Genomic DNA, 12,286 nt, shown 5'->3' on the forward strand with positions numbered 1-12,286 from the left:
CACTATATTTTGATATGTTTAAGGAGAAGCTATGAAAGTACTGATTACCGGCGGCGCCGGATTTATCGGAAGTAATTTTGTGTTCCATATGCTGGAAAACCATCCGGATTACGATCTGGTGGTTTTGGATCTGCTGACCTACGCGGGAAACCTCGAGACGCTCAAAGACGTACTCGATGAGCCAAACGTGACGTTTGTGCGTGCGGATATCGCGGACAGGGACGCTGTATTCGGCCTGTTTGAACAGGAGAAGCCGGACATTGTGGTGAACTTTGCGGCGGAATCCCACGTGGACCGTTCGATCGAGGATCCGGGCATCTTCCTGCGCTCCAACGTGATTGGCACGCAGACGCTGATGGACGCATGCCGTAAGTACGGCGTGAAGCGCTATCATCAGGTATCTACGGACGAGGTGTACGGCGATTTGCCGCTGGATCGTCCGGACCTTTTCTTTACGGAGGAAACGCCGATTCATACGTCGTCGCCCTATTCGGCGTCCAAGGCGAGCGCAGACCTTTTGGTGCAGGCGTACCACAGAACCTACGGGCTTCCTGTGACGATTTCGCGTTGTTCGAACAACTACGGGCCGTACCACTTCCCGGAAAAGCTGATCCCCCTCATTATTTCCCGCGCGCTTGCAGACGAAAGCCTGCCGGTGTACGGCACGGGCGAAAACGTACGGGACTGGCTGTATGTGCGCGACCATTGCGCGGCAATCGACAGGATTTTACACGATGGCAACGAGGGCGAGGTATACAACATCGGCGGCCACAACGAGAGAACCAACTTACAGGTTGTGAAAACGATTTTAAAGGAGCTTAACAAGCCTGAGACACTCATTACCTTTGTCAAAGACCGCGCGGGCCACGACATGCGTTACGCAATCGATCCGGCGAAGATGATGAACGAGCTGGGCTGGCAGCCGACCACCACGTTTGACGAGGGAATCAGGCAGACGGTGAAATGGTACCTTGACAATGAGGACTGGTGGAAAAACATCGTGAGCGGGGATTACCAGAACTATTACCAGAAGATGTACGCCGGAAGGTAGCCAGCTGGCACAGACCGTGTGCGCCCGGAATTTTTGGACGGGCGGCGGGACGAACGTTTACCGCAGTGTCGGAAATGAAAAAGCGCCTTGCCGGCTGGCAGGGTATGCAAGAGGTGGATAACGATGAAAGTATTGGTAACAGGCGTAAAAGGGCAGCTGGGATATGACGTGGTGCGGCATCTTGACGCGCGCGGAATAGAAAACAGGGGCGTTGATATCGACGATTTTGACCTGACCGACGAGCAGGCTGTGCTTTCCTTTGTGCAGGAATATGGGCCCACGTGCATCGTGCACTGCGCTGCGTATACCGCGGTGGATAAAGCGGAAACAGAGCAGGAAAAATGCTATGCGGTGAACGTAACGGGAACGAAAAACATTGCGCTTGCGGCAAAGGCCGTGGGCGCGGAAATGATGTATATCAGTACGGACTATGTGTTTGACGGGTTTTCCAAGGATACGCAGTGGGAAGCGGACGACGTCAAAGAGCCGCAAAACGAATATGGCAGGACAAAATACCAGGGCGAGCTTGAAGTGCAAAAGCTGCTCGAGCAGTATTATATCCTGCGGATTTGCTGGGTGTTTGGCAAAAACGGCAGCAATTTTATCAAAACCATGCTGCGCATTGCCCAAACAAGGGACGAGGTGTCTGTGGTGATGGATCAGCACGGCGCGCCAACCTATACCTACGACGTGGCGAGGCTGATTTGCGACATCATCGAATCGCACAAATACGGGGTTTACCAGGCATCCAACGAGGGCGACATCACGTGGTATGATTTTGCGGTGGAAATTTTCCGCCAGGCGGGAAGCGACATCGAGGTGAAGCCTGTCAGCACGGAGGAATACAACCAGACATACCCTACGGCTGCGTCGCGGCCCAAAAATTCGCGGATGTCCAAAAAATCGCTCGACGACGCGGGCTTTAAGCGCCTGCCGGATTACAAGGACGCGCTTGCGAGATATTTGAAAGAGCTGTGATATGAAGCCTTTGATTTCCGTCGTTATTCCATCCTATAACTACGAAAACTATATTTGCGGCGCAATCGAATCGGTGGCGGCACAAACGTACCAAAACATAGAGCTGGTTGTGATTGACGACGGCTCTTCGGACGCGAGCATGCGGCGGGTGCGGGAGCTGATTGCGCGCGAGGACATGAAAGGCCGTTTCCCGGCGGTGATATTACATGAAAACGAGCGGAACCTTGGCGCGCACGAGACGATCAACAAGGGAATCCGCCTGTCCCACGGGGAATACGTTGCGATCCTGAACGCGGACGATTTATACGAGCCGAACCGCTTTACCGTGCTGACGGGGCAGATGGACAGGCAAAGTGCGGAGTGGGGCTTTTCAGCGGTGAGGTGTATTGACGCGCAGGGCAACCGGCTTGAATCGGACGAGGCGAAGGCCTTTGAAGCGATTCAGCAAAAGCTTGAGGGAAAGCGGTTTATTGCGCTTGCGGCTGTTGCGGAAAACGTGAGCGTTTCTACCGGCAACCTGCTTTTTTCGCGGACGCTTTACGAGCGCGCGGGCGGGTTTAAAAATTACAAATACGTACATGATTACGACTTTTTCCTGCGGGCATGCCTGCAAAGCGAGCCTGCGTACACCGCGCAAACGTCGTACCTGTACCGCCTGCACGGCGAAAACACATTTTTATCGATCCATGCGGAGGGCGTGCGTGAAAACCGCGTGGTATGGCTGGAATTTTACCGGGCGGTGCAACGGGGAGAGATTGGCAATCCGGTGATTCTTGGCAATCCGAAATACATGGAGGAATTCCATGAGGCGGTGCGCGCGGAAGGCGAGAAAAAGGAAACGCTGTGGAAGCTGGCAAGAAACCCGTTGATGCGCGCGGGGCTTGCGGTTTTTAAAAAGCGGTATGGTATGGACTGAAATATCGCTGATTATTTGCAAAAAACCCCTTTTCAACGGGGTTGTTGTTATGGTAACATAGTGCTTGCCGCACTTTTTGCGCGGCAGGCTTTTTTTGTATGGTATTGTTCGTTGCGGCTGATTTCGCGCGGGCTGCCGGACAACGCACGGTTGCCGCGTAATGCGCGCAAAAGCCGGAGTCTGTTTCAGGATATTGCCTGCAAGGGGCTTATGGAGGGCGCTCTTCATTGTCCCTCCCTGCCGCGCGCCCGTAAGCAGAGCGGCGTACTTTATAGATATTTCTTTCTTTGTACGCCGCGTCCCCTCAAAGGCAATGCCTGTAACAGGCTCCGGAAACAACCGCAAAAAAGGCGTTTGTGATATTGCAGTGTGGAGTGAGCGGTGCGGGCACACCGGCGGGCTGCCCGGAGGGGCGGTGCGGGAAAGAAAGGAGCGGATAGAATGACAGAGCTTGTAAAAAACAGAGGACTGAGCAGTATGTTTATTGCAATCGCCCTGCCTGTGGCGTTGCAGAACCTGCTGACTTATGCGGTGGGTTTGATGGACTCCGTAATGGTCGGCTCCCTTGGAGAGGTACAGCTTTCCGCCGTTACAGTGGCAAACCAGCCGTTCTTTTTATTTATGATGTGCATGTTCGGGCTATCGTCCGGCGCATGCGTGCTGATATCGCAATACTGGGGCAAGAAGGACATCGAGACAATCTCCAAAATATTTGGCATCGTGATTAAGATCGCCCTTTTGATTGGTATTGTGGTGACAATCGTGGTTGCCATTTTCCCAAGGCAGGTGATGGGGCTGTACTCGGACGACGCGCAGGTAAGGGAGTACGGCGTGCAATATTTGCAGATTGTGATTTTCTCGTACATACCGTATGCGTTTACAAACTCTTACCTTACATGCGTGCGCAGCGTGGAGCGGGTGAAGATCGCGGTAATCACATACAGCATTTCATTTTGCGTCAATGTGTTTTTCAATTATATGTTTATCTTTGGTAAGCTGGGCGCGCCGCAGCTGGGCGTAGCGGGCGCAGCTGTAGGCACGGTGATTGCGCGTGCGACGGAATTTGTGATCGTGATTTTTTATGCAAAGAAGAAGGAAACGCGCGTCACGATCAAGTGGAGCTATATCCTGAAAAACGAAAAATGGATTTTCCGCGATTACATCAAATTCGCAATGCCCGTGCTTGTGAACGAAATGCTGTGGGCGGTGGGTTCGTCTGTGCACACGGCTGTTATGGGGCATATGAGCGTATCGGCAGTGACGACGGTATCCATTGTGACGACCGCAATGCAGATTATGACGGTGTTTATTTACGGCGCGGCCTCGGCTACGCTGGTGATCGTCGGGAAATACATCGGCGAGCGCAAATACGACCTTGCGCGCCGCAGCGCGAATAAGCTCGTGCTCGCAAACCTGCTGATAGCAGCGGTGACGGCTGCGGCTTTCCTGCTGCTCAAGAATACGTTTATGGGTTTTTACTCGATTACAGAGGAAACGCGGGTGGCTGTAAACGGCGCGATGTACGCGTCGGCAATCATCATTATGTTCTACGCGGTGAATATGGCGTGTATTGTGGGCGTATTCCGCGGAGGCGGGGATACGATGTTTGCGATGTACCTCGACCTTATCGTGATGTGGCTGGTGGCGATACCCCTTGGCGTGCTGGGCGCTTTTGTGTGGGGGCTGCCGATTCCAGTCGTTTACTTCCTGCTGAGGTCGGATGAGATTGTGAAGGCAATCGTATGCCTGATACGCATGAAGGGCGGAAAATGGCTGAAGGTGGTTACGCGAAACAAGGACGGCAAAAACGACCTCGACGCGGGGCCAATGCCGCCGCAGGATTCAGGCGTTCTTGAATGACAAAGCACAGCGGTAAAAAGAAAACGGCCTTTTGCAGGGCCGTTTTTTTGCGGGCTTCCGGCAAAGGGCTATACCACCACCACGCCCATGAGCTTGGCAAGCTGCGCTGCCTGCTGCACGGTGACGACAGCGCCCCACAGGTCGTCCCTGCCGACGGTGATACCGCCGATATCGCACAGGGTGAAATCGATGCCCTTTAAAGAGGAATCAAAGAAATTCGCCTGCCTGAAATCCGTTCCCGCAAGCTCCATATATTTGAACGAGCAGCCGGACAGCTCGACGTTTGCCATGCCGCAGCCGGAAAAGCAAACGTTTTTGAATTTGGAATCGTTGAAATTGGCGTAACGGAAATGACTGTCAAAAAAACCGACCTCCTGAAAAAAGGAGCGGTACAGGTTCGCGCCGCTGCCCTTACAGGAATGCAGCTCGCACCTGCTGAAATACGCGTTTGAAAAGTCGTTGTTCGAAAAATCGCAGAAGCGGAACAGTACGTTTACAAACTCCGCCTTTTGGAAGAGGCTCTGCGTGAAGCGGCAGTTCTCGAAAATGGTTTCGCGGAAGCAAAGCCTTGAAAAATCGGCCTCCTCCAGCGTCTGGTTTTTTATGAGCACGCCCTCGATGTCGGTTTCCTGCGCGCGGGCGTGGCCTATGGTCTTTTGCAGGTTATCCGGTTCGACCGGTTGCGGCGGCAGGGCGGGTTTGATCCGTTTCATGTGTTTTTATCCTTTCAGGCTGATGGCGCGGCGTATTGCCGCTGTTTTTTATTATAGCACAGGGGGAAAACAAACGGCGGTACAAACGCCAAAAAACCTCCCGCGGCTCTGCGGGAGGTTTCAGGGAGAAAAATGGTTATATCATTAAACGCCTGCGAAGGCGGGGACCAATGCAGGGGCGCCCGGCTCGGTTTCCTTTTGCCGATTCAGGTTGAGGCCCTGCACTCGTACATTGACCTCAACCACGCGAAGCCCCGTCATACTTTCGATTGCCGTAGTAACGCTTTCGCGCAGCGCGCGCGCCACGACGGGTATTTCCTGACCGTAATCCACGACGATAGCAGCGTCGATTGCGACTTCTTCCTTGCCGACCTCTACTTTAATGCCCTTAGAGAGGTTTTTCCTGCCAAGCAGCTCTACAAAGCCGTCGATAAAGCCGCCGCTCATGCCCGCAACACCGGGGATATCCACGGATGCAAGCCCCGCTATGGTGGCGATCACCTCGTTTGCAAAGGTTACGGTGCCATAGCTTTCCTTTTTTACAAACATATTTTCCCTTACTGCCATTTCGTTTCCTGTCATCTGGTTCATCTCCTTTTCGAGTGTGCGTGTTTTTATACTGAGTTTGTTTTTGTTTGTTATCTCTTTCTGACAGCATAACATGAAACCGGCTTTCGGCAGCCAAATGTTCACACTATCTTAATATTTATGTAATTATTTGTAATATTTTAACAAGAGGCAAAACAATGTCATTTTTTTTGCCGGGGTGGTATATGATCCATTGGAAATATGAATGTAATTTGTCCCGAAAACGGGAATACGCCCGCATCGGCATACCTGGTCGGACACGTAATTGCAAAGCATTTGCCGGGGGAGGAATAAAAAGGAACAGAAAGGCTTGCGCGGCGGGCTGTTTGCTGTTATCGTAGCTTGTAAGGACAATATAAAAGGAGATAAAAGAATGGCTGTCGTATCGATCATCGTGAGCCTGCTTGGAATCGTGCTGAGCTTTATACTGGGGTTCCCGCTCAGTTTCCTGATCGGGCCTTATGTGGGCATCGCGATTGGTATTGTAGGGCTTGCGCTTGCGATTATTGCGCTCAAAAAGAAGCGGGAGAACGTTTCGTTCGCCGCGCTGATCATCAGCATTATTGTGATACTGATTTGCATTTTCAGGATGATATCCATGTCGTCCTGCGTGAACGGGCTGATTGGGCTTGTGTCCGGCGCTTAGAGGAAATCTGCCCAGAGCTGCCACACCTGCCGATGGCAAAAGCCGTCCTCGTGGAGGATGGTTTTGAGCAGGAAGGAATAATAGCCGCGCCGGAAGGACTCCAGCGCCGTACAGGGAAAGAACATTTGATGCAGCTTGTCGTAGAGGTTTTGCAGGGTTTCCTGCCCCAGCACGGCTGCAAGGCGCGCTGTGACGTCCTCCAGACCGTTTACACAGGCGCACTTTGCATACCGGCTTTGCATATCGAGCAGGTAGTCTTCATACGCGTCGAAAAAATACGCGTCCGAAAGCTCTATAAAGTAGATGGAGCGTTTGGTTTCAAGCTCGCGCAGCTCGTTCAAGCACGCCGGCCCATCCGGGCCAAGCGCATTCCCCGCACGAAGCAGCTCTGAATACAGGCGCTTGCGGGGCGGAACCACCGGATCGGGGGTAACGCCGCGGGCAAGCTCCATCAGGCGGCTTGCGGCCTCGTAGCCGTGGCTTTGCGCGTCGTAAGCGGAAAACGTGGCCGCAGACTCGAGAACCGCGCTTATGTACTCGTCCAGGAGCGGGCTTTGGTAGCCAAGCCTTGCGGACAGGCTGCTTACCGTGCAAAAGAGGTCTGCCGCTCCAAAAACGCCCTGTGGCATAGAGCCGAGCAAGGTCTTTGAATGGTGAAAGATCGAAGTATCCATCAAAATTCCCAACCACCTTGTTTTACAGCGGTTTCACATAACGCAGGTAATACAAAACGTTTGATAAACCGCTTGCATATGCAATTTATACCAAAAGCTTGTAACCAAGCTTTTGACAAATTGTTATAAATGGTTGGGAATTTCCCAAATACAAAAACGCGCGGGGTGCGCAGAGCGTAGCTCTAAAAACCCTCGCGCGTCAAAATATCGTTGCACTCATTCCCGAGGGAATGTATAATGATACTTGATCGCAGTGTCCCTGATGGGATTGCTTGAGGGTGTCGCGGCACCGGATAGCAGGGCTTGGAGTGCTCGTAACACTCCAGCCTGCTGCGATTTTTATATTGCAGGGAAATTCCCTATGTTTATTGTATGGGTTAATGAAAGGAATGTCAAGAAAAAGGGAGCGCGGGATTCGTTTTATTTCGGGACGGGGCGGGAGAGCACTTTTATTGTTGTGGCTGACTTCGCGCGGGAACAGCCCGTCGCGTTCAAAGCCTGCTTACTTCGTGCGCAAAGGCATTTTCACGCAACGGGCTATACTCGCGCTGGCAGAGTGGACGCCCGGGCAACGCATGGTTGCCGCGTAGTGCGTGCAAAAGCCGGAGCCTGTTGCAGGATATTGCCTGCAAGAGGCCTCTTGAGGGCGCTTTTCGTTGTTCCTCCCTGCCGCGCGCCCGTAAGCAGAGCGGCGTACTTTGCAGATATTCCTTTCTTTGTACGCCGCGTCCCCTCAAAGGTAATGCCTGTAACAGGCTTCGGTAACAGCAGTCAAAAAAAGAGCGCCCCACAGTATGTGCCGCGTGGTGCGCGCAAGAATCGGAGTCTGTTGCAGGATATTGCCTGCAAGGGGCTTATGGAGGGCGCTTCTCGTTGTTCCTCCCTGCCGCGCGCCCGTAAGCAGAGCGGCGTACTTTGCAGATATTCCTTTCTTTGTACGCCGCGTCCCCTCAAAGGCAAAGCCTGTAACAGGCTTCGGTAACAACTGCAAAAAAAGCGTTTTTGATATTGCGGTGTGGGGAGAGAGGTGCGGATACACCGGAGGCTCGCTCTTCGGGGACGCGCCGTACACCACATAGCGCACCTTCGGTGCTTCGCGAAAGAAGCTGCGCTTCTCTCGCGGGCTCTCATTGCCAGAGGATATTTTGCATCGGCTTGCGCCTCGCAAAATGAATTAATTCCTGACGGCCTCAGGAGCGCTATTTATTGCTTGGCACGGCGCTCAGCGTCAGCCTTTTATGGGCACAGTGCAAACAATGATGCACGGCTTCCCATGCCCCTCAGCGCGACCTTCGGTGCACCCGCCCGGCAGCACAGAAGAACTTCGGGCAACGCACGGTTGCCGCGTGGTGCGCGCAAAAGCCGGAGCCTGTTGCAGGATATTGCCTGCAAGAGGCTTATGGAGGGCGCTTCTCGTTGTACCTCCCTGCCGCGCGCCCGCAAGCAGAGCGGCGTACTTTGCAGATATTCCTTTCTTTGTACGCCGCGTCCCCTCAAAGGTAATGCCTGTAACAGGCTTCGGTAACGACTGCAAAAAAAGAACGTGTGTGCATGGAGATGGAATGGGCGTACCCCTTAATACAGACTTTGCAATAAAAAACGCCCCTTGCCATTCATGGAACAAGGAGCGTTTTTATTACGCTTATGCGATTCCGGTTACTTCGTAGCCCGCATCTTCAACGGCCTTACGCAGAGCGCCGTCCGAGGCGGCTCCATCCAAAACCTTCAGCGTTGCGCTTTTGCTTTCAAGGTCTACGTTCACATCCGATACGCCGGGAACGCTTTCGAGCGCTTTTGTTACTGCCGCGCTGCAATGCCCGCAGCTCATTCCTTCGATTTTGATCGTTTTTTCCATTTTTGCCAACTCCTTTTTGTTATTATGGTTATTTATAACCGGTATTTCATCGGTTTTATCCGTGTTGTGCAGCTTTGGCTTAAAGAAGCGCAGCCGCAGGGCGTTGAGCACCACGGAAACCGAGCTGAAGCTCATTGCCGCAGCGGCGATCATGGGGTTGAGCAGGATTCCGAACGCCCCATAGAGCGCGCCGGCTGCCACGGGAATGCCGATCGTGTTGTAAATGAACGCCCAGAACAGGTTCTGTTTGATGTTACGCATCACGGCCCTGCTTAACTGGATTGCCGCAGGCACATCCATCAGGTCGCTCTTCATCAATACGATATCCGCAGATTCAATGGCAATATCCGTGCCCGCGCCAATGGCGATGCCCGTATCTGCACGGGCAAGTGCGGGAGCGTCGTTGATGCCGTCGCCCACCATTGCGACCTTTCTTCCCTCCTGCTGAAGCCTGCGGACTTCGCGCTCCTTATCCTCAGGAAGAACCTCCGCAATCACCTTTTGGAGACCGACCTGTTTGCGGATGGCTTCCGCGGTACGCGCATTGTCCCCGGTGAGCATGATTACGTCGATGCCCATGCGGCGTAATTCCGCAATGGCCTGCCTGCTTGTCGGTTTTACCGTATCCGCAACCGCGATCAGGCCAAGCAGCTGATTTCCCTGCGCGATATAGAGGGGTGTTTTTCCTTCGTTTGCAAGCGATTCCGCTGTGGCGGCGCTGCTTTTTATATCGATGCCGGATTCCTCCATCAGCTTGCGGTTGCCGGCATAGCAGGGGATTCCGTTGATTTTGCCCACAATGCCCTGACCGGGGATCAGCCGGTAATCCTCCACGGCTTCAAACGCTGCGCCCTTGTTTTCCGCTTCGGAAACGATTGGCTCTGCAAGCGGGTGGCCGGACATTTTTTCCAGAGACGCGGCGACGGAAAGAAGCTGCGCTTTTTCCCCGCCGTTTGTTACAAGGTCGGTAACGACCGGTTTTCCTTCAGTGACGGTGCCTGTTTTATCGAGAACGACAGTATCGATGCTGTGCGTGATCTCGAGCGATTCGGCTGATTTTACCAAAATACCGTTTGCCGCGCCGCGTCCCGTGCCGACCATAATGGCGGTTGGCGTTGCAAGGCCAAGCGCGCAGGGGCAGGAGATTACGAGCACGGATATGCCAATGGAAAGCGCCGTCTCAAAATGCAGCCCAAGCGCAAGCCACAGGATGAAGGCTCCAAGCGCCACCAGCATAACCACCGGCACGAATATGCCGCTGATTTTATCCGCCATTTTTGCGATGGGGGCTTTGGAGGAGGTGGCCTCCTCTACAAGCCGGATGATTTTTGCAAGTGCGGTGTTTTCGCCTACGGCGGTGGCCTTCATCTGGAAGTAGCCGGACTTGTTGATGGTGCCGCCGGTTACCTTATCGCCCACGTTTTTATCCACAGGCAGGCTTTCGCCCGTAATGGCGGATTCGTCCACAGAGGAATATCCCTGTGTGATCACGCCGTCCACGGGAACGGTGCTGCCCGCCCTTACAATCAGAATATCGCCGGGCGCAACGTCGTCCACAGGGATTTCCTGTTCTTTGCCGTCTTTTAACACGATTGCCTTTTTGGGCGCAAGATCCATCAGCTTTGCGATCGCGTCCGAGGTACGGCCTTTGGCGCGCGCCTCAAAGAATTTGCCGAGCGTGATAAGCGTTAAGATCATGGCAGAGGATTCAAAGTACAGGTCCATGGAAAACTGGTGTACGACAGCCATGTCGCCCGTGCCAAGCGCCCCGGCTATTTTGTAGATCGCGTAGATGCCGTAGCCAAAGGCCGCGCCCGAACCCAGCGCAATCAGGGAATCCATGTTGGGCGAACGCTTCCACAGGTTTTTAAAGCCAACGGCAAAGTATTTGTGGTTCACAAATAAAACCGGCAAAACGAGCAGGAACTGGGTAAACGCGTATACCATCGCGTTTTCCATACCTGAAAGGAACCCGGGCAGCGGCCAGCCGAACATCTCGCCCATTGCGATATAAAAAAGCGGGATGGTGAAGACCGCCGAGACAATCAGCCTCCTTTTCATGGACTGCATTTCCTGTTTTGCGATATCCGCAGGTTTGGGCTGTTCCCCTTTCCTGGCTGCGCTGCGGCTCGATGCGCCATAGCCCGCGCCTTCCACCGCCTTTATGATATCGTCCGCGGTTACCACATTTTCGTCATAGGTTACGGACATATGATTGCTGAGCAGGTTTACGCTCACGCTGCTGACGCCGTCCATTGCCGCCACGGTTTTTTCCACGCGGGCGGAGCAGGCAGAGCAGGTCATTCCTGTAATATCAAACATTGTTTTTTGCATACTGTTTCACTCCTTGCCGGTTTGACATAAAAAATTTCTCCTGTTATTATTATGACACTAATTGACATTAATGCAAGAATGCACTATTTTGTAATATAGTATCTAAAAGTATACTATAAACAGGCAGGGAGGATAATACTATGAATCCTGAAACAAATATATGCCCCGTATCTACAACGCTGGGCCTGATTGGCGGAAAATACAAAGCGCTTATTTTATGGCACTTAACGGATCGTGTGGTGCGTTTTTCCCAGCTTCGCAGGCTGATTCCCGAGGCGACGGCAAAAATGCTGACACAGCAGCTGCGGGAGCTGGAAAGAGACGGGCTGATCCACAGGGAGGTATACCCGGTGGTGCCGCCGAAGGTGGAATATACCCTTACAAAGGAAGGGGAAAGCCTGCGGCCTATTTTGGAGAGCATGTTTGACTGGGGGATAGAACGTCTGGAAAAAGAGGGACTTCATCCGTGCTGCTCGATGATGGAGGATGTGGACAAATAAACGAAATGATCCGGACAAAATAAGTTCAATGACGGATAGCCCTGCGGCAGCGCGGGGCTGTTTTTTATATGTGGGGTGTTGTTCGCGTAAAAAAAGGGTTGTCTGCGATATAAACCGCTAAGTCCGGCGCGGATATGATAGATTAGAGGCAAACCCGGGCTAAAAGAAAAA

The 12,286-nt window shown here is 53.1% G+C and carries 12 protein-coding genes; 6 read left to right on the top strand and 6 right to left on the bottom strand.

Annotated elements, in window-relative coordinates; genetic code table 11:
- Nucleotides 1-31 precede the first annotated feature (31 nt).
- The 4 genes from rfbB to ACS5WU_RS11275 all read left to right on the top strand — a co-directional run bounded on the left by rfbB (nucleotide 32) and on the right by ACS5WU_RS11275 (nucleotide 4,805).
- Nucleotides 32-1,051, top strand: coding sequence for a dTDP-glucose 4,6-dehydratase (gene rfbB / locus ACS5WU_RS11260; protein ID WP_046443526.1), 1,020 nt, complete (start codon nucleotides 32-34; stop codon nucleotides 1,049-1,051).
- A gap of 123 nt (nucleotides 1,052-1,174) precedes the next feature.
- The gene (gene rfbD / locus ACS5WU_RS11265; RefSeq protein ID WP_302760263.1) at nucleotides 1,175-2,029 is read left to right on the top strand and encodes a dTDP-4-dehydrorhamnose reductase; all 855 of its coding nucleotides are present in this window, start codon (nucleotides 1,175-1,177) and stop codon (nucleotides 2,027-2,029) included.
- Between the two features lies 1 nt (nucleotide 2,030).
- Nucleotides 2,031-2,945, top strand: a complete 915-nt coding sequence (locus tag ACS5WU_RS11270) for a glycosyltransferase family 2 protein (RefSeq protein ID WP_302760264.1) — start codon at nucleotides 2,031-2,033, stop codon at nucleotides 2,943-2,945.
- A 441-nt stretch (nucleotides 2,946-3,386) separates the two neighbouring features.
- Nucleotides 3,387-4,805: an MATE family efflux transporter gene (locus tag ACS5WU_RS11275; RefSeq protein WP_302760265.1), complete on the top strand. Its 1,419-nt coding sequence runs from the start codon at nucleotides 3,387-3,389 to the stop codon at nucleotides 4,803-4,805.
- A 68-nt stretch (nucleotides 4,806-4,873) separates the two neighbouring features.
- Here the strand turns inward: ACS5WU_RS11275 and ACS5WU_RS11280 are convergent, their stop codons facing one another.
- Entirely contained in the window at nucleotides 4,874-5,518 is a 645-nt protein-coding gene (locus ACS5WU_RS11280; RefSeq protein ID WP_046443530.1) for a pentapeptide repeat-containing protein, read from the bottom strand.
- A 144-nt stretch (nucleotides 5,519-5,662) separates the two neighbouring features.
- Entirely contained in the window at nucleotides 5,663-6,100 is a 438-nt protein-coding gene (locus tag ACS5WU_RS11285) for an Asp23/Gls24 family envelope stress response protein (protein ID WP_235811574.1), read from the bottom strand.
- 379 nt (nucleotides 6,101-6,479) lie between these two features.
- Here ACS5WU_RS11285 and ACS5WU_RS11290 point away from each other — a divergent pair, with 379 nt between their 5' ends.
- Nucleotides 6,480-6,752 carry a hypothetical protein gene (locus ACS5WU_RS11290; protein WP_046443531.1) on the top strand — a complete coding sequence of 91 codons (273 nt, stop codon included), beginning with the start codon at nucleotides 6,480-6,482 and terminating at the stop codon, nucleotides 6,750-6,752.
- On the opposite strand, the gene ACS5WU_RS11295 is transcribed toward ACS5WU_RS11290, so the two are convergent.
- The 4 genes from ACS5WU_RS11295 to ACS5WU_RS11310 form a co-directional block, all read right to left on the bottom strand.
- Nucleotides 6,749-7,426 carry a hypothetical protein gene (locus ACS5WU_RS11295; protein ID WP_302760266.1) on the bottom strand — a complete coding sequence of 226 codons (678 nt, stop codon included), beginning with the start codon at nucleotides 7,424-7,426 and terminating at the stop codon, nucleotides 6,749-6,751. The two genes, ACS5WU_RS11290 and ACS5WU_RS11295, sit on opposite strands and share 4 nt — an antisense overlap.
- Before the next feature lie 733 nt (nucleotides 7,427-8,159).
- Entirely contained in the window at nucleotides 8,160-8,417 is a 258-nt protein-coding gene (locus ACS5WU_RS11300; protein WP_465089164.1) for a hypothetical protein, read from the bottom strand.
- A 237-nt stretch (nucleotides 8,418-8,654) separates the two neighbouring features.
- A complete protein-coding gene (locus ACS5WU_RS11305; protein ID WP_465089165.1) occupies nucleotides 8,655-8,960 on the bottom strand; it encodes a hypothetical protein in 306 nt (101 codons plus the stop codon).
- 108 nt (nucleotides 8,961-9,068) lie between these two features.
- Complete coding sequence (locus tag ACS5WU_RS11310; protein ID WP_465089166.1) at nucleotides 9,069-11,615, bottom strand: heavy metal translocating P-type ATPase; 2,547 nt, start codon at nucleotides 11,613-11,615, stop codon at nucleotides 9,069-9,071.
- Nucleotides 11,616-11,755: 140 nt separating this feature from the next.
- Here ACS5WU_RS11310 and ACS5WU_RS11315 point away from each other — a divergent pair, with 140 nt between their 5' ends.
- Nucleotides 11,756-12,115: a winged helix-turn-helix transcriptional regulator gene (locus tag ACS5WU_RS11315; protein ID WP_046444509.1), complete on the top strand. Its 360-nt coding sequence runs from the start codon at nucleotides 11,756-11,758 to the stop codon at nucleotides 12,113-12,115.
- Nucleotides 12,116-12,286 lie beyond the last annotated feature (171 nt).

It is taken from the genome of Christensenella sp. KGMB01412 (assembly GCF_055522415.1).

Bases quoted from the DNA above. Each gene is read 5' to 3' on its own strand.
- rfbB (WP_046443526.1), top strand. From the start codon at position 32: ATGAAAGTACTGATTACCGGCGGCGCCGGATTTATCGGAAGTAATTTT.
- rfbD (WP_302760263.1), top strand. From the start codon at position 1,175: ATGAAAGTATTGGTAACAGGCGTAAAAGGGCAGCTGGGATATGACGTG.
- ACS5WU_RS11270 (WP_302760264.1), top strand. From the start codon at position 2,031: ATGAAGCCTTTGATTTCCGTCGTTATTCCATCCTATAACTACGAAAAC.
- ACS5WU_RS11275 (WP_302760265.1), top strand. From the start codon at position 3,387: ATGACAGAGCTTGTAAAAAACAGAGGACTGAGCAGTATGTTTATTGCA.
- ACS5WU_RS11280 (WP_046443530.1), bottom strand. From the start codon at position 5,518: ATGAAACGGATCAAACCCGCCCTGCCGCCGCAACCGGTCGAACCGGAT.
- ACS5WU_RS11285 (WP_235811574.1), bottom strand. From the start codon at position 6,100: ATGACAGGAAACGAAATGGCAGTAAGGGAAAATATGTTTGTAAAAAAG.
- ACS5WU_RS11290 (WP_046443531.1), top strand. From the start codon at position 6,480: ATGGCTGTCGTATCGATCATCGTGAGCCTGCTTGGAATCGTGCTGAGC.
- ACS5WU_RS11295 (WP_302760266.1), bottom strand. From the start codon at position 7,426: ATGGATACTTCGATCTTTCACCATTCAAAGACCTTGCTCGGCTCTATG.
- ACS5WU_RS11310 (WP_465089166.1), bottom strand. From the start codon at position 11,615: ATGCAAAAAACAATGTTTGATATTACAGGAATGACCTGCTCTGCCTGC.
- ACS5WU_RS11315 (WP_046444509.1), top strand. From the start codon at position 11,756: ATGAATCCTGAAACAAATATATGCCCCGTATCTACAACGCTGGGCCTG.